Source organism: Micromonospora sp. DT53 (assembly GCF_049841535.1).
Taxonomy (GTDB): domain Bacteria; phylum Actinomycetota; class Actinomycetes; order Mycobacteriales; family Micromonosporaceae; genus Micromonospora.
In genome coordinates this window covers 89986-105538 of sequence record NZ_JBNCKM010000010.1, presented here as the reverse complement: position 1 = coordinate 105538, position 15553 = coordinate 89986, and the positions used below count along the sequence as shown (strand labels likewise).

The window sequence follows — 15553 nt, the reverse complement described above, 5'->3', positions numbered from 1 at the left end:
CTCCTCGCGCTCACTGGTCTCTCCTCTCTGCGGCGGCCAGCCGCCGGCGTACACCTCTGTGAACCTCGTCGTGAGTGCTGGCCGGCAGCTGCAGTCGGGGTAGAGCGGTCAGGGCCAGGTCGAGCAGGGCCGCCGCGACGGCGGCCAGCGCCGGGTCGGCCAGGCCGTGCCGGGCGGCGGCCGACCAGCGGTGCGCCACCGGCGTGGCGATCGAGTACGCCGTACGCACGGTGCGCGGGTCGCCGAACAGGGCGGTCAGCACCGCCAGCGGCAGCCGCCAGTCCCGATCGGGTTGCGCGTCCAGGTAGCGCAGCTCCAGGTAGCCGCGGGGCCGCACCGGCGGAAAGAGGGTGCTGACGTGGTAGTCGAGGTCATCGGTGGTGGGCGGCTGCGGCAGCGCGCCGTCGAGCCAGTCGGCGAAGTTCACGCCGGGTGGCGCGGCCCAGTCGGCGTCGTGCCGGCGCAGACAGAGCAGCGGCGCGGCCAGCACGTAGCTGGTCCAGGCGTCGATCGGATCAGCCCCGGCGCGGGCGGGCGACCAGACCGGGCGGGTTCGGGCCGGGTCGATGGCCAGCCAGGCGGCCATCCGGGCGGAGGCGAAACCGGTGCGCCGCCCCGCGTGTCGAGCGGCGGAGGCGAACGCCGCGAGCAGTGGGGGCCCGACCGCGTGGGCCGCAGCCCAACGGTCGGCGACCTGGTCCGGCTCGCCGGCGTCGAGGCAGATCTGCAGGCCGGCGGTGCTGTACATCATCGTGCGACCGGCCGGGCCACGGCGGTCGAAGGCCGCGCGCATCGCGCGGTAGCGGGGGGTTTCCACCACCGGGCGAGGCCGTCGGTGGGGGTCGATGCCGCTGCGGCCGAGGATCAGACCGGCGGTGGCCAGCAGGTCGGTGACCTGGGCGATGTCGGCCTCGATGGCGCGGATCAACGCGGCGACCGAGGGGCGGGGCGGGGTGGAGATCTCCAACTGGCCACCCGGCTCCAGGGTGACCATGCCGCCGTGTCGCAGCGGCTCGGCTGGGCTGGTGGCATCCAGCGTGGCGGGGCTGTGCCGCCCGAGCGCCGTCCGCAGCCGCGTCGCGTCGACGGGTCGGGCGGGATCGGCGGCGTCGTGCACGGTCCATTCCAGTTCGACGCCCGTGTGGGTGGGTGGGCCGGTCTTGAAGCAGATCCGGGCCAGGTGTCGGACTGCGGCTGCGGACTCGCGCAGGATGGCGCTGCGGTCCAGGTCGGGTGACGTCACCAAGGGTCGATCCCCCTCTCCGTGCGCCGGGTCCGGCGCACTGTGCCACCGTAAGCTCACCCACCGACACCGTCGGGGGGCGTGCACGGCGCCACCAACCTCTGTCTAACAGACGAATTTCCGATGCAGGGCGGAACCCGGAGCGCTCCGGCCGCCGACCGTTCAGCCGTCGGCGGGGTGGCCCGGTGGCGGCGGTGACGGCGGGGCCTTCGCCGGTGGGGACGGCTTGCCCTTCGCCGACTCGGAGGGCTTGATCTTCGCCGACTCGGAGGGCTTCGCCTCGGGCACCAGCCGCTGGCAGTACGCCTCGACCTCGGCGGGGCCGCCGGCGGCGGTCACCAGCCGTTGGAAGGCCGGCGTACGCAGTGCCTTCTCCCGCTGGTCGGGCTTCTTGGCCTGCCACGCGCGGCACAGTCCGTGCACCTGGTCGGCGGGGGCGGGAACGGCCGAGGGCGTGGCGGTGACGGGCGACGGCGCGCCTGGCGACGGTGCCCCGGGGACCACCGAGCGACCGGGCTCGGGCGAGCGGGGCACGCCCTGGTGCGCCGAGGGCGATGGGCGCGACGGGGCCGGCGCGACCGGGTCTGGCGCCCGGTCCCGGGTGACCGCGGCGAAGGCGGCCCCCGCGGTGGCGGTGGCGGCCACCGCGCCGATCCAGGCAACCGCGCCGGTGGTCACCCGACGACGGCGCCGCTGCGGCACGGCCGGCGCCGGGTTGGCCCGGACGGCCCGGAACGCGGCCAACGCGGCCTCCTCGCCGGCCAACTCGCCGGGACCGACGGGACCGGTCGCCGCGGCGAGCAACGCGGCCACCGGCTCGGCCGGGGGCACGTTCGGCGCGGCCAGGTACGCCTCGGGCGACGTCGCGTCCGCTGCCGGGGGCGTGGCGGAGCTGCCCTGAGCCGGCGTGGTGTCCATCCGGGCGCGGGCCGCGTCGAGCAGCCGCTCGGTGTCGGCGTGGTCGGCCCGCCGGAACGGGTTCATCGGGAGTCCCCTCACGTCAGCCGTCCGCCGCTTCGGCGTGCGGTGCTCGCAGGGCGGGGCCGCTCCCCGTACGCGGCGGCGGCACCCCCTCGAACCCGACTGGCGACCCAGTTGGACTCTGCCGCTCCAACAGGACCGCGAGCCGGCGTAGACCTCGGTGGGCGGCCGTCCGCACGGCGCCGGCCCGGCGGCCCAGCACCCGGCCTGCGGATCCCGCGTCCAGCCCGATCACGGCCCGCAGCAGGACCGCTTCGGCCTCCCGTGGCGGGAGGGTGGCGATCAGCGCGAGGGCGGTCTCGGTACCGATCGTCTCGCTGGCTCGCTCGGCGGTGTCCGCGTCGCTGGCCAGCTCGACGAGCGCCTGCACCGGAACCGGCAGCGAGGGGCGGCGGCGCATCCGGCGCAGGTGGTCCATCGCCCGGTTACGGGCGATGGTGACCGTCCAGGCCCGAAACTCACCCCCGGTGAAGCCGGGCAGGTCACGGGAGATCTGGAGCCAGGTCTCGGAGGCGACGTCCTCGGCGTCGGCCCCGACGAGGGCGGTCAGATAGCGCAGCAGCCCGGGCTGGAGGCTGCGGTAGAGGAAACGGAACGCCTCCTCGTCGCCGGCCTGCGCGGCGCTCACCACCTCCGACAGGTCGGCGGTCATCCGCGACCCACGCACGGCCCGGGACGTACCGGCCCGACCAACGGCGCTGGGGCACGAGTCGCCCGCCCGATCAGCACCCGCACCACACCGCCCTCCGCCGCTCTGATTGTCCCGCGACCACGATTGTCGGGGCGGCGTGTCCGGAGCCGACGCCAGGGTGGTCGATCGGCGCGCTGCCCACCGAGGTGGCCGGGAGGCCCGAGTCGGGCTAACGCTAAAAGGGGGCTCACGGCGCGACAAGTCGGCGTCGCGTCACGGAAGAGTGACAATTATCAACCCTGCGGGACGGCGCGTCGTCGTAACGGCCCGTGCGCGGGGGACGCCAACCGTGCCCCAGGGCGCTTTCTTGCCACCAGCGAGGACCTGGATGACGGAAATTGTCGCTTTTCGTGACACCGCAGATCCACAGCGTCACCGAGGTCGGTCGTCCATACAGGTCAGGCCGGATCAGCCGGTCCGACCCGCCCGTCCGGCGGCCCGGCCACGGCGCGCCGCCCCGCGCCACTCTAGGTACGGTAATGCGGTGTTGTCATCGGAGGTCGTGCTCAGCGGTCGTTACCGCTTGGACGAACGTGTCGCCACGGGCGGCATGGGCGACGTTTGGCGTGCCTCCGACCTGATCCTCGGCCGGCAGGTCGCGGTCAAGGTCCTGCTGCCGGCGCTGGTGTCCGATCCCGACTTCATCGCGCGGTTCCGCGCCGAGGCTCGGATCATGGCGGCGCTGCGGCACCCCGGCATCGTGCAGGTCTTCGACTGCGGCGAGGACGAGCTCCCCGACGGCGGCCGGGCGGACTACCTCGTGATGGAGTTCGTCGCCGGTGAGCCGTTGTCCAAGCGGATCGAAGCGGCCGGGCGGCTCGACGTGGCCGAGACGATGTCGATCGTGGCCCAGGCGGCCGCGGCGCTCAACGCGGCGCATCGCGGCGGCATCGTGCACCGCGACGTCAAACCCAGCAACCTGCTGGTGCAGGAGGACGGCACTGTCGTCCTGGTGGACTTCGGCGTGGCCCGCTCCACCGACATCACCAGCATCACCAGCACCAACGCGGTTCCGGGCACGGCCCTCTACATGGCTCCCGAGCAGGCCGCCGGCCGGCCGGTCAGCGGCGCCACCGACATCTACGCCCTGGGCGCGGTCACCTACTGCTGCCTCACCGGCAGTCCTCCGTTCACGGGCGACAATCCGCTCCAGGTCGCCGTCCGGCACCTGGACGACGAGCCGCCGGAGCTGCCGCACGACATTCCGGAGGCGGTCCGCGCCCTGGTGTCGCGGGCCCTGGCCAAGGATCCGCTGGAGCGGTTCACCAGCGGAGCGGCGATGGCCGAGGCCGCTCGGACAGCGGTCACCGGCGGCGAGCCGCCGACGGCGATGGCGACGCCTGTCGCGCTGCGCGACGCCGGGCCGGGCACCCGCACGGACGTGCCGGCCGGCGCGGCGGTGGCGGACAGGTCACGGGCCGCGCGGCGGCGAGGCCCGCTGGTCGGCGCGGCCGCGGCCGTGCTGGTCGCGCTGGTCGGGCTCGGCGCGGCGCTGGCCGCGCAGCGCAACGCCGGCGACGAACCGGCGGTCCATCTGCCGAGCACCTCGCCGAGTGTGGCGCCGAGCGGTCCCGTCGACCTGCCCGCGGCGAACGAGCAGATCACCAGCGTCGACCCGGGCCGGCCCGACCGACCGCGCGTCCCCACCAACTCCCCGTCGGCCTCGGTCTCCGCGACGCCGAGCGTGCAGCCGAGCGAGACCGTCACCTCGCCGACGCCGACGGCGCCCGTCACCACGGGGGCGCCGACCGGTGCGCCGACGGCCAGTGCGACGCCTAGTGATCCTGCGCCGCCGTCCGACCCGCCCACCACCACGGGCGCCCCGATCGAGCCGGAGGTGCCGGCCGGCGGCTGAGCCGCCCGCTGTCGCCGACCCCGGCAACCCCAACGGCACCGATATCCCCAAAACGGACTTACGGCGCCGAAGGCGCCTCTAGGCTCTCAGCAGGCTATTTACACCATCTGCTGCGGGAGCCTGGGTGAGCGCTGAAAAGCTGGTCGTGATCGGTCAGGGGTACGTCGGACTGCCGCTGGCCATGCGGGCCGTCGAGGCCGGGCTGGACGTGGTCGGTCTCGACGTGGACGCCGACCGGGTGAAGCGTCTCGCCTCCGGCGAGTCGTTCGTCGAGGACATCCCGGCCGACCGGCTGGGCCGGGCGTTGGGCAGCGGCCGCTACCACCCCAGCACGGAGTACACCGACGCCGACGGGTTCGACATCTGCGTCATCACGGTGCCGACCCCGCTGCGCGACGGGACCCCGGACCTGAGCTTCGTCGAGCAGGCCGGCATCGGTATCGGCCGGTACGTACGCCCGGGCTGCACGGTGATCCTGGAGTCGACCACGTATCCGGGCACCACCGAGGAGCTGCTGCGCCCGCTGTTGGAGTCGGCCAGCGGGCTGACCAGCCCCGGCGACTTCCACCTCGGCTACAGCCCCGAGCGGATCGACCCGGGCAACCGGACCTGGCGACTGGAGAACACGCCGAAGGTGGTCTCCGGTGTGGACCCGGCGTCGCTGGCCCGGGTGGACGAGTTCTACAAGCGCCTCGTGGAACGCACCGTACCTGTGGACTCCACCCGCGTCGCCGAGCTGACCAAGCTGATCGAGAACACCTTCCGCCAGGTCAACATCGCCTTGATCAACGAGCTGACCATGCTCTCGCACCACCTCGACATCGACGTCTGGCAGGCGATCGACGCCGCCTCGACCAAACCGTTCGGCTTTCTGCCGTTCCAGCCCGGCCCCGGCGTCGGCGGGCACTGCCTGCCGATCGACCCGTGCTACCTGTCCTGGCAGGTCAAGCGCCGTCTCGGCCGGCAGTTCCGGTTCATCGAGCTGGCCAACGACGTCAACCACGAGATGCCCGAACACGTCGCGCAGCGGATCATGGGTGGACTGAACCGGGACGGCCGGGCCGTCAGCGGCGCTCGACTGCTGCTGCTCGGTCTGGCGTACAAGAAGAACACCGGCGACATGCGCGACTCTCCCGCCGTCGACGTGGCGCGCCGGCTGCAGGCCCTCGGCGCCGAGGTGCACGCCGTCGAGCCGTACGCGGAGGCGCACCAGATCCCCGCCGGGGTCACCGTGGTCGGGCTCACCGAGCGGGAGGTGCGCGCGGCCGACGCGGTGGTGGTGGTCACCGACCACGACACGTTCGACTACGACCTGGTGGTCAAGCACGCCCGCTACGTCTTCGACACCCGCAACCGGTGCGTCGGCCCGATGGTCGAGCGCCTGTAGACCCGGCACCGCTGGCCGGCCCCGCCGCCGGGGATGACGGCGGGGCCGGCCGGCGGATGTCCGTCCGACCACCGGAGTCGGACCCCGTGGTGCGGCGAACGCGACCGGGTCACTGGTCGGCGAGCGCCTCGACGACCGGGCGGGACAGCGCCCGGCGGGCGGGCAGCACCGAGCCGAGCAGGGCGGCCAGCACCGCGACGCCGAGGATCAGCCCGAGCTGGCCGAGCGGCAGCACCACGTGGAAGTCGCCGCCGAGACGGTCCAGCAGGGCCATCGTGGACGCGCTGACTCCGGTGCCGAGCCCGATGCCGAGCACCGCGCCGACCAGCGCCATCAGCACCGCCTCGACGGCGAGCACCGCACGCATCCGCCCTCGGGTGAGCCCGACCGCCCGCAGCACGGCGTTCTCCCTGGTCCGTTCGACCACCGACAGGCTCAGGGTGTTCGCCACACCGACCAGGGCGATGACGACGGCCAGGCCGAGGAGCGCGGTGACGAGGGCGAGCAGCATGTCCACCGTGCCGGTGAGCATCTTCTTGTACGCGCCCTGATCCATGAGATTGACCGTCGGGTAACTGCCCAGCACGGCGACGATCGCGTCGCGGGCCCGTTCGGGGCTCACCCCGGCGGCCGGGTCGATCTCGGCGAGGTAGCCCCGTTGGGCGGGGAAGAGCGCGGCGAAGTCCTGGTCGGACAGGTCGATGACGTGACCTGCGGGCACCTCGCCGCCGGGGGTGTCGTCGGTGACCACGGCGGCCACCCGGAACGACATGCCCCCGACGGTCACCGGTGAGCCGACCTGCCAGCCGCGTGCCCGTGCCAACTCGCGGTGCACCAGCACCTGCCCCGGCCCGACCCGTCCGGCGTCACCGGCCAGCACCCGGCTCAGCGTCCGGCCGACAAGCGCCGGGTGGGCCGCACGGATCTCGACGTCGTCGACGACAGTGCTGCGCTGCTCGTGCACCACACCCAACTCGGGGCGGGAGGCGAGCTCACCTGCGAGCGTGGCCGGCAGGTCCTGACCGATTCCGCTGACCACGAAGTCGGTGCCGATCTGGGCGTCCACGCTGCGTTCGATGCCGTCCTTGGTGCTCCGCGCGCCGACCACGAACGCCGAGACCAGTCCGATCCCGATCACCAACGCGGTGGCGGTCGCGGCGACCCGCCGCGGATTGCGCACCGTGTTGGCGACCGCCAGCTCACCGGTGGCGCCGAGCACACGTCGTACCGGCCAGCCGAACAGCCGGGCCAGCGCCGGGACGAGCACCGGCCCGAACAGCACGATCCCGAAGAAGGTGAGCACCCCGCCGAGCGCCACCAGCAGTAGCTGACCGGCGCTGGCCGCGCCGGCGAGCGCGGCGACACCGACGGCGAGCACCACCGCGCCGACGCTCAGTCGAACCCGGCCAGCACCCCGGCCGGGCTGCACCGCGGCGTCGGTGAGCGCGGCCACCGGGGCGATCCGTGTCCCTCGCCAGGCCGGCAGCAGGGCGGCGCAGACGGTGAGCCCGGTGCCCAGCAGCAGTCCGGTCAGCACTGTCGAACCGGTCACGGTCAGGCCACCGGTGACCGGCGCGTCCAGTTGGGCGAGCAGCAGCCGCAACCCGCCGGCGAGGGCCACCCCGAGCAGCACCCCGAGGGCGGAGGCGACCAGCCCCAGCACGCCCGACTCCAGCAGGGTGGACCGGAAGACCTGTCCCCGGGTGGCGCCGATCAGACGCAGCAACGCGGTCCGTCGGGTGCGCTGCGCCAGCACGATCGCGAAGGTGTTGGCGATCACGAAGCCGGCCACCACGATCGCGACGCCCACGAAGATCAACAACAGCATGCGGAACTGGTCCACGTTGCGGACCGCGTCCTCCACGGCCTCGTCGAGGATCTGCTGACGACTCTTCACTGTGGCGTCGGCGCCGGCCACGGCGCGTAGCTTCTCGGTCAGCTCCGTGACATCGACGCCCGGTCGGGCCGCCACCATGACGCGGCCGTAGCCCCGCTCGCCGGTGAGGGCGAGGGCGTCCGGCCCGACCAGGCCGACGAACGGACCGCCGACGTCGCGGGAGGTGCCGGCCACATCGACGGTGCCGACCAGGGTGTACGGGCGGGCCGCCCCGCCGGTGGCGCCGATCCGGACCTCCGCGCCGAGCCGAAAGCCCTGCTCAGCCACCGTCGGCGCGTCGAGCACCACCTCCCCGGCCCGGTCGGGCAACCGGCCGGCCACCACGTCGTACGAGCGCAGCGCGTCCTCGGTGGGGATGGCGACGAGCATGGTGAAGCCCAGCACCGGCCGACCGTCCGCGCCGACGATCCCGGCGGTGTTGGTCAACTCACCGGCTGCGGCGGCCACCCCGTCGACCGCCCGCACCCGGTCGACCAGGGCCGGGGGCAACACCTCGCGGCCGGCCGAGTAGACACCCAGGTCGGTGTGGCGGTCGAAGGTGCCGGCCCGCTCGTACGCCCCGGTCCGCATCCCGTCCACGAAGATCATGGTGCCGGCGACGAACGCGACGCCGAGCACGACGGCGAGCGCCGAGAGCAACATGCGCAGCGCCTCGGCACGCAACGAGCGCAGGGTCAGGCGGATCATGCGGAGCTCCCGGTGCAGGCGGCGGATCGGACCCCTCCGACGCTATGGCCGGCACCGGTCCGTCGATCTCCACCTGCGCGCTCGACCTGCCTGCGACCCGGGTCGCGCTCCGCCCGCCGAGGGCTACGACCCAGGTCGTACGCGGTGTCATCCGCCGGGCGTGACCAGCCCGCTCTCGTACGCCAGGACCACCGCCTGGACCCGGTCGCGCAGCTGCAGCTTCGCCAGGATCCGCCCGACGTGGGTCTTCACCGTCGCCTCGGCCACGTGCACCCGGGCGGCGATCTCCGCGTTGGACAGCCCCTGGGCGACCAGCAGCAGCACCTCCCGTTCCCGTTCGGTGAGGTGCGCGAGCCGAGGGTCGGCGCTCGGGGCGGCGCCGAGCTGCCCGGCGAACCGGTCCAGCAGGCGCCGGGTGATCGACGGGGCCACCACCGAGTCGCCCTGGGCGACCACCCGGATCGCGGCCAGCAGCTCCTCCGGCGGGACGTTCTTGAGCAGGAATCCACTGGCCCCGGCCTGCAGGGCCGCGAACGCGTCCGCCTCGGTGTCGAAGGTGGTCAGCACCAGCACGCGGGGTCCACCCGGGGGCCGATCGGCGCAGAGCCGCCGGGTCGCCTCCACCCCGTCCATGGTGGGCATCCGAATGTCCATCACGACCACGTCGGCCTCGGTGCGGGCGAGCACCCGCAGGGCGTCCGCGCCGTCGATCGCCTCCCCGACGACCTCCAGGTCGGGCTGGGAGTCCAGCACCATCCGGAACCCGGCGCGGACCAGCGCCTGGTCGTCCACGATCACTACCCGGACCGTCATGCCGCGATCACCTCCGTTGCCGGCTCTGAAGGTAGCGGCAGCCGGACCTCGACCTGCCACCCCCCGGTCAGCCGAGGGCCGGCGGTGAGGCTGCCGTCGTACACCGTCACCCGCTCCCGCATGCCGAGCAGGCCGTGACCGCCGGACGGCGCCGGGCTGACCAGCGGGCGGCCGCGACCGTCGTCGACCACCCGGACCACGACGGCCTCGGCGGTGTACGACAGGACGACCTCGACACCCGCGCCGACGCCAGCGTGCTTGAGCGCGTTGGTCAGCGCCTCCTGCACGACCCGGTAGACGGTCAGCTCCAGGCCCGGCGGCAGGGCCGGTGGCGCACCGGTGACGGTGCTGCGGATGTGCAGTCCGGCGTCGTCGAACCGGGCCAGCAGGTCCGGCAACTCGGCCAGGGCGAGGCGCCGGTGCTCGGGGTCGGCCGCCACCGCCAGCCCGTCGGACCCGTCCGGGCCGGCCGGGCCGGCGTCGCGGAGGACGCCGACCAACCGGCGCATCTCTTCCAGCGCCTGCCGGCCGGTGTCCGCGACCACCTTCACGGCGGTACGCGCCTGGGCCGGGTCGCGGTCGAGCATGAACCGTGCGCCGTCCGCCTGGACGATCATCACGGCCATGCTGTGAGCCACCACGTCGTGCAGCTCACGAGCGATCCGGGTGCGTTCCTCGGCGACCGCCGCCCGGGACTCGGCCTCCCGCTCGCGTTCCAGGGTCGTGGCCCGTTCCTCCAGGCTGAGCACGTAGAGCCGGCGGGTCCGCACGTTCAGCGCGACCAGCCACACCGCGCCGGTGACCAGCGCATACCACAGCGCGGTCGCCCACCAGTGGACGACGTGGGGGGTCTGCGCGGCGGCCAGCAGCACGCCGACGGCAGCCACCGCGCCGGCCAGCACGCCGTCGCGGAGCCGTTCGCCGTACTTCACGACGCTGTAGAGGGCGATGAGGACGGCGACGTCGTAGACGACCGGGCCCCACTCGGCGATCACCTGGATCAGGGCGAGCGCCGCGACCACCACCGTCACCGCGCTCGGGTGGGTGCGGCGGAACAGCAGCGCCACCGCCATTCCCACACCGACCAGGGTGGCCGCCCAGCCGCCGGGTTGGTTCACCGCCGCGGTCAGGCTGACCAGCGCCACCAGGGCGGACACGGCGGCGTCGAAGGCGACGCCGCGCAACGGCCGACCGAACATCGTGCGTCTCACGGTCACCCAGCGTACGTGGCAGGCGGGCGGGCGACTGTCGTGTGACCGGTCAGGGTGGGGTGAGTTCGCGCAGCCGGGCGATCTCGATGGCCTGCTCGGTCGCGAGGGAGGTGGCGAGCTCGTTGAGGGTCAGGTCGAGGCCGACCGAGAGCAGGTCGGTCGCCATGGTCACCGCGCCCTGGTGGTGCTCGCTCATCATGCGCACGAAGAGCCTGTCGAACTCCGCGCCCCGGGCGTCGGTCAGCTGGCGCATCGCCTCGGGCGACTGCATGCCGCGCATGCCGCTGTGGTCGTGCCCGGGCGCCGACGTCGGCAGACCGCGGGCGCGGAGCCAGGTGCGCAGGACGGCGATCTCCGGGCCCTGCCCGGCCCTGATCCGGTCGGCGTAGGCCCGGATACGGGGATCGGACGCCCGCTCGTCGGCCAGCGCGGTCATCTCCAGCGCCTGCTCGTGGTGCGGGATCATCATCTGGACGTAGACGGTGTCCAGGGCGTTGAAGCGGGGCGGGCTGTCGTCGCGGACCTCGTGGGCGGGTCGGGTGACCGCTGCCTCCCCCGGACGGCCGGGGACGATCAGAGGCGGAGGCTCGGGGCCGGTCGGGGTGGGCGACGGGCTGGCCGACGGCGGGCTGGGCGAGGTCGTCGCGGCAGCCGGCCGGGGCGAGTCGCCGGTGGCACGGACGGCCACCACCACGAACACCATAAGGACGGCCGTCGCTATGACGACGGTCAGCAACCGGCCACGTCGGACAGTCATGCCGCTCCCCCTCACGCCGAGGTCGCAGCGATCTTATCGATTGATGAGTCCACTTAGATGTGACCCGGGTCACATCGATGATCTCCGACGGTCGGTAAGGTACCGAACATCGCCATCCCCCTTTCGAAGGGCGTCGCCGATGATCAAACTCATCACCCCCCGGCTCCGACAGGTCCGGATCGTCAGCCTGGCCGCCGCAGGTCTCCTGCTGACCAGCGTCGCCGTCGCGACGCCGAGCAACGCCCAGGAGGCGGCGCCACCGGCGGCGGCTCCGGCCAGCACGATTCCGGGCGTCGACGAGATCCGCAGCAGCCCCAACCTGCGCCAGATCGCCAACGTGCCCAAGCAGGCGCCGTTCGACACCACCGCGGCGCTCAACAGCGACATGGCGTTCCAGGGCAAGTACGCCTTCGCCGGCAACTACAACGGGTTCGTCATCTACGACATCTCCCGCCCCAGCGCACCGAAGATCACCTCGCAGGTCAACTGCCCGGGATCCCAGAACGACATCTCGGTCTACGACAACCTGCTCTTCGTGTCCACCGACTCCTCGCGCAGCGACGACTCGTGCGCGAGCGTCGCGCAGCCCGCCTCCGTGAAGGAGTCGTGGGAGGGCATGAAGATCTTCGACATCAGCGACAAGGCCAACCCGCGGTACATCAAGTCCGTGGAGACCGCCTGTGGGTCGCACACCCACACGCTGGTGCCGGGCAAGGACCGCAAGAACGTCTACCTGTACGTCTCGTCGTACAGCCCCCGGGCCGAATTCCCGGACTGCCAGCCGCCGCACGACTCCATCTCCATCGTCAAGGTGCCGGTGAAGAAGCCCACCCAGTCGGCGGTCATCTCGACGCCGAACCTCTTCCCGGACGGCGGCTTCCCGGGCAGCGAGACCGGCTCGGCGACCGCCGGTTGCCACGACATCACCGCGTACCCGTCGAAGGACCTGGCCGCCGGCGCCTGCATGGGTGACGGCATCCTGCTCGACATCAAGAACCGGGAGGCGCCCCGGGTCATCACCCAGGTCCGGGACACCGTCAACTTCGCGTTCTGGCACTCGGCCACCTTCAACAACGCCGGCACCAAGGTCGTCTTCACCGACGAGCTGGGCGGCGGCGGGGCGGCCACCTGCAACGAGACCGTCGGACCCAACCGGGGCGCGGACGCCATCTACGACATCGCCGGCCGCGGGAACTCCCGCACCCTGGCCTTCCGCAGCTACTACAAGATCCCCCGTAGCAACGCGGACACCGAGAACTGCGTGGCGCACAACGGCTCGCTGATCCCGGTGCTCGGGCGCGACATCATGGTGCAGGCGTGGTATCAGGGCGGCATCTCCGTCTGGGACTTCACCGACTCGCGCAACCCCAAGGAGATCGCGTACTGGGAGCGGGGCCCGCTCTCCGCGACCGAGGCCGTGACCGGCGGCTCCTGGTCGTCGTACTACTACAACGGCCACATCTACTCCAACGACATCCAGAAGGGCCTGGACGTCCTGGAGCTGAACGACTGGCGGACCTGGACGGCCAACCTGACCCGGTTCCGTGAGCTGAACGTGCAGACCCAGCCCGGCTACCTGAGCTGGTAGAACCGACGCGCCATCCGGGCCCGGCCCCTCGTCGAGGGGTCGGGCCCGACCGCGTCAGCCGCCGCTCGGCCGCACACCCGCGGTGGGGCCCGTCACCTGGGCGGGGGTTGCGGGCCGGCTGGTCGGAGGCTGTGCCAACGTGGGCAGATGTGAAGACCGCAGCCCCGACCGAGCCCACCGTGCGCTGGCGCCCGCACCCGCTCGACCTGGTGGCTGTCGTCCTGGCCGTGGTCGGGGCCGCGTGCGCGCTGAGCGGGCTGCTGCCCCGCGCGGAGACCACCGCGACCCTGCACCGGATCCTGCCGCTGCTGCTGTTCCTCGGCACCGTGATCGTGCTCGCCGAGCTGACCGCCGTCGCCGGCGTCTTCGACGTGCTGGCCAGCCGGCTGGCCATCGCCGCCCGGGGCAGGTGGGCGGCCCTGTTCCTGCTCTGCGGCGGCCTGGCCACGGTGACCACCCTGGTGCTCAACCTCGACACCACCGCCGTGCTGCTCACCCCGGTGCTGCTCGCGCTGGCCCGCAACCTGCGCGTCCCCGCCGCCCCGCTCGCGGTCACCACCGTCTGGTTGGCGAACACCGCCAGCCTGCTGCTGCCGGTGTCGAACCTGACCAACCTGCTGGCCGCCGACCGGGTCGGACTGACACCACTGGCGTACGCCGAGCGGATGGCGCTGCCGCAGCTCGCCGCGGCGACGGTCACCATGGCGCTGCTCTGGTTCGGGTGGTGGCGGCGCGAGCGGCCGGCCGGAGGACGGTTCGTTCCGCCGTCCCGGCACGTGCCGGCCGATCCGGTGCTGCACCGCATCGCGCTCGCCGGCTGCCTGCTCTTCGTCGCCGGCATCCTCGCCGGGGTGGAGATCGAGTTCGCCTCCACGGTCGCGCTCGCGCTGGTGCTTGTCGGCTTCGTGGTCCGGTCCCCCGCCACGCTGCGCCCGGGGCTGGTGCCGGTACGGCTGCTGTTCTTCGTCACCGGCCTGTTCCTGGTGGTGCAGACCCTCGGCCGACACGGGCTGGACGACCTGGTGGGCAGCCTGCTCGGCGCCGACGGCGGGGCGCTGGGCGCGCTGCGCGCGGGTAGCACCGGCGCGCTGCTGTCCAACGCGGTGAACAACCTCCCCGCCTACCTGGCCGGCGAGTCGGTGTTGCCGCCCGGCGACCACACCCGCCTGCTGGCCCTGCTGATCGGCACCAATGTCGGCCCACTGGCCGCGCCCTGGGCGTCACTGGCCACCCTGCTGTGGTTCGAGCGGTGCCGGGCGGCCGGGGTGAGCGTGCCGGTGACCCGGTTCGTGCTGACCAGCACCGTGCTTACGGTCACCGGCACGCTCGCCGCGGTCGGCGCGCTGCTGCTGGTGAGCTGACCGGGACAGCTCCGGGCCGCCGAACCCGCCCGCCCTGGCGACGGCCCCGGGCAGACTCCTGACCTGCCGAGATGTGATATACCAGAAATCGTCCTTTGTCGATAAAGGCGAGCTGGTTTCGGATTCGTCCCCTTTCCTCCGACAGGTGGGATGTCACTGTCGATCCTGGCTGGTTTACGACATGGAGTGACGTTTCGGCCTTTCCCGGCATCTAAAGTGCCAGATGACCGTTTATACTGGTCAAACACCCGAACGAGTAGGGAGAACCGATGACATCGACCCGCGAGCCGGCCACAGCCCGGACTGCCGCTGCGGACTACCGGCCGCCGACCATCCAGCGCCTGGGCACCCTCGCCGAACTGACGAAGGGCGGCACCGTAGGTCCAGACGATGGCCTGGGTGGCGGCGGCGACGGTTCGCTCTGATTCGTCGCCGCCCGACATCGTGGGAGGACCGCCGATGCTCACGGTCCGCCGGGCAGAGCGTCGGTTCGGGCGTCGGGTGATCTTCTCCGACCTGGACCTCGACGTTCCGGTCGGTGCCCGCGTGTTCCTGGGCGGCAGCAACGGGTCCGGTAAGACCACGCTGCTGCGGTGCCTGTCCGGCACGCTGACCCTCAGCGCCGGACAGGCCACCGTCGGCGGCCACCCGGTCGGCTCACTGCCCGCCCGGCGCCTGACCGGCGTCTGCCTCGCCCCGGAGCAGGGCCTGTACGAGAAACTGTCGGCGCGGGAGAACGTGGCCCTCGTCGCCCGACTTCGGCTGCCACGGCGAGCCGTCCGCCCGGCCGTCGCCCGGGTCGAAGCCGAACTGGACCTGACCGGCTACGCCACCGTCCCCGTGGAACGATGCTCGGCGGGAATGCGGGCCCGGGTCAGCATCGCGCGGGCGCTCGTCGCCGAACCTGCACTGCTGCTGCTCGACGAGCCCGGCCGATCCCTCGACGACAGGTCCCGGCTGCTGCTGTGGCAGGCACTCGATCGGCGACCCGGACTGACCTGCGTGATCGCGTCGCACCTCGCCGACGACCGCGGCCGGTGCCAGTCCGCGCTGACCCTCGCGGCCCCGCGATGACTCAGGCC

13 protein-coding genes are annotated in these 15553 nt (G+C 72.9%); 6 read left to right on the top strand and 7 right to left on the bottom strand.

What is annotated here, in order from left to right; genetic code table 11:
• Positions 1–10 precede the first annotated feature (10 nt).
• The 3 genes from egtA to ACLQ3B_RS27435 all read right to left on the bottom strand — a co-directional run bounded on the left by egtA (position 11) and on the right by ACLQ3B_RS27435 (position 2876).
• The gene (egtA, locus tag ACLQ3B_RS27445; RefSeq protein ID WP_425783587.1) at positions 11–1246 is read right to left on the bottom strand and encodes an ergothioneine biosynthesis glutamate--cysteine ligase EgtA; all 1236 of its coding nucleotides are present in this window, start codon (positions 1244–1246) and stop codon (positions 11–13) included.
• 159 nt (positions 1247–1405) lie between these two features.
• A complete protein-coding gene (locus ACLQ3B_RS27440) occupies positions 1406–2227 on the bottom strand; it encodes a hypothetical protein (protein WP_425783586.1) in 822 nt (273 codons plus the stop codon).
• Positions 2228–2243: 16 nt separating this feature from the next.
• Positions 2244–2876, bottom strand: coding sequence for an RNA polymerase sigma factor (locus tag ACLQ3B_RS27435; RefSeq protein WP_425783585.1), 633 nt, complete (start codon positions 2874–2876; stop codon positions 2244–2246).
• A gap of 523 nt (positions 2877–3399) precedes the next feature.
• Here ACLQ3B_RS27435 and ACLQ3B_RS27430 point away from each other — a divergent pair.
• Complete coding sequence (locus ACLQ3B_RS27430; protein ID WP_425783584.1) at positions 3400–4770, top strand: protein kinase domain-containing protein; 1371 nt, start codon at positions 3400–3402, stop codon at positions 4768–4770.
• 124 nt (positions 4771–4894) lie between these two features.
• Positions 4895–6157 (top strand): nucleotide sugar dehydrogenase, encoded by a 1263-nt coding sequence (locus tag ACLQ3B_RS27425; RefSeq protein ID WP_425783583.1) that lies wholly within the window; start codon positions 4895–4897, stop codon positions 6155–6157.
• Between the two features lie 109 nt (positions 6158–6266).
• Here ACLQ3B_RS27425 and ACLQ3B_RS27420 read toward each other — a convergent pair whose 3' ends face one another.
• The 4 genes from ACLQ3B_RS27420 to ACLQ3B_RS27405 all read right to left on the bottom strand — a co-directional run bounded on the left by ACLQ3B_RS27420 (position 6267) and on the right by ACLQ3B_RS27405 (position 11522).
• On the bottom strand, positions 6267–8741 hold the full coding sequence (locus ACLQ3B_RS27420; protein WP_425783582.1) for an ABC transporter permease: 2475 nt from the start codon (positions 8739–8741) through the stop codon (positions 6267–6269).
• A 147-nt stretch (positions 8742–8888) separates the two neighbouring features.
• A complete protein-coding gene (locus ACLQ3B_RS27415) occupies positions 8889–9554 on the bottom strand; it encodes a response regulator (protein WP_425783581.1) in 666 nt (221 codons plus the stop codon).
• Positions 9551–10771, bottom strand: coding sequence for a sensor histidine kinase (locus ACLQ3B_RS27410; protein WP_425783580.1), 1221 nt, complete (start codon positions 10769–10771; stop codon positions 9551–9553). Before ACLQ3B_RS27410 ends, ACLQ3B_RS27415 begins: the two co-directional genes overlap by 4 nt.
• A gap of 43 nt (positions 10772–10814) precedes the next feature.
• Positions 10815–11522 carry a DUF305 domain-containing protein gene (locus tag ACLQ3B_RS27405; RefSeq protein WP_425783579.1) on the bottom strand — a complete coding sequence of 236 codons (708 nt, stop codon included), beginning with the start codon at positions 11520–11522 and terminating at the stop codon, positions 10815–10817.
• 139 nt (positions 11523–11661) lie between these two features.
• On the opposite strand from ACLQ3B_RS27405, the gene ACLQ3B_RS27400 reads away from it, so the two are divergent.
• From ACLQ3B_RS27400 to ACLQ3B_RS27385, 4 genes are all read left to right on the top strand, one after another.
• Positions 11662–13110: an LVIVD repeat-containing protein gene (locus ACLQ3B_RS27400; RefSeq protein WP_425783578.1), complete on the top strand. Its 1449-nt coding sequence runs from the start codon at positions 11662–11664 to the stop codon at positions 13108–13110.
• A 149-nt stretch (positions 13111–13259) separates the two neighbouring features.
• The gene (locus ACLQ3B_RS27395; protein ID WP_425783577.1) at positions 13260–14471 is read left to right on the top strand and encodes an SLC13 family permease; all 1212 of its coding nucleotides are present in this window, start codon (positions 13260–13262) and stop codon (positions 14469–14471) included.
• Between the two features lie 269 nt (positions 14472–14740).
• Positions 14741–14896 (top strand): lasso RiPP family leader peptide-containing protein, encoded by a 156-nt coding sequence (locus ACLQ3B_RS27390; RefSeq protein ID WP_425783576.1) that lies wholly within the window; start codon positions 14741–14743, stop codon positions 14894–14896.
• Between the two features lie 34 nt (positions 14897–14930).
• Positions 14931–15545, top strand: coding sequence for an ABC transporter ATP-binding protein (locus tag ACLQ3B_RS27385; RefSeq protein WP_425783575.1), 615 nt, complete (start codon positions 14931–14933; stop codon positions 15543–15545).
• Positions 15546–15553 lie beyond the last annotated feature (8 nt).

Excerpts from the sequence above, each read along its gene's own strand:
- ACLQ3B_RS27420 (WP_425783582.1), bottom strand. The coding sequence starts at position 8,741 with ATGATCCGCCTGACCCTGCGCTCGTTGCGTGCCGAGGCGCTGCGCATG.
- ACLQ3B_RS27385 (WP_425783575.1), top strand. The coding sequence starts at position 14,931 with ATGCTCACGGTCCGCCGGGCAGAGCGTCGGTTCGGGCGTCGGGTGATC.
- ACLQ3B_RS27415 (WP_425783581.1), bottom strand. The coding sequence starts at position 9,554 with ATGACGGTCCGGGTAGTGATCGTGGACGACCAGGCGCTGGTCCGCGCC.
- ACLQ3B_RS27435 (WP_425783585.1), bottom strand. The coding sequence starts at position 2,876 with ATGACCGCCGACCTGTCGGAGGTGGTGAGCGCCGCGCAGGCCGGCGAC.
- ACLQ3B_RS27440 (WP_425783586.1), bottom strand. The coding sequence starts at position 2,227 with ATGAACCCGTTCCGGCGGGCCGACCACGCCGACACCGAGCGGCTGCTC.
- ACLQ3B_RS27390 (WP_425783576.1), top strand. The coding sequence starts at position 14,741 with ATGACATCGACCCGCGAGCCGGCCACAGCCCGGACTGCCGCTGCGGAC.
- ACLQ3B_RS27405 (WP_425783579.1), bottom strand. The coding sequence starts at position 11,522 with ATGACTGTCCGACGTGGCCGGTTGCTGACCGTCGTCATAGCGACGGCC.
- ACLQ3B_RS27400 (WP_425783578.1), top strand. The coding sequence starts at position 11,662 with ATGATCAAACTCATCACCCCCCGGCTCCGACAGGTCCGGATCGTCAGC.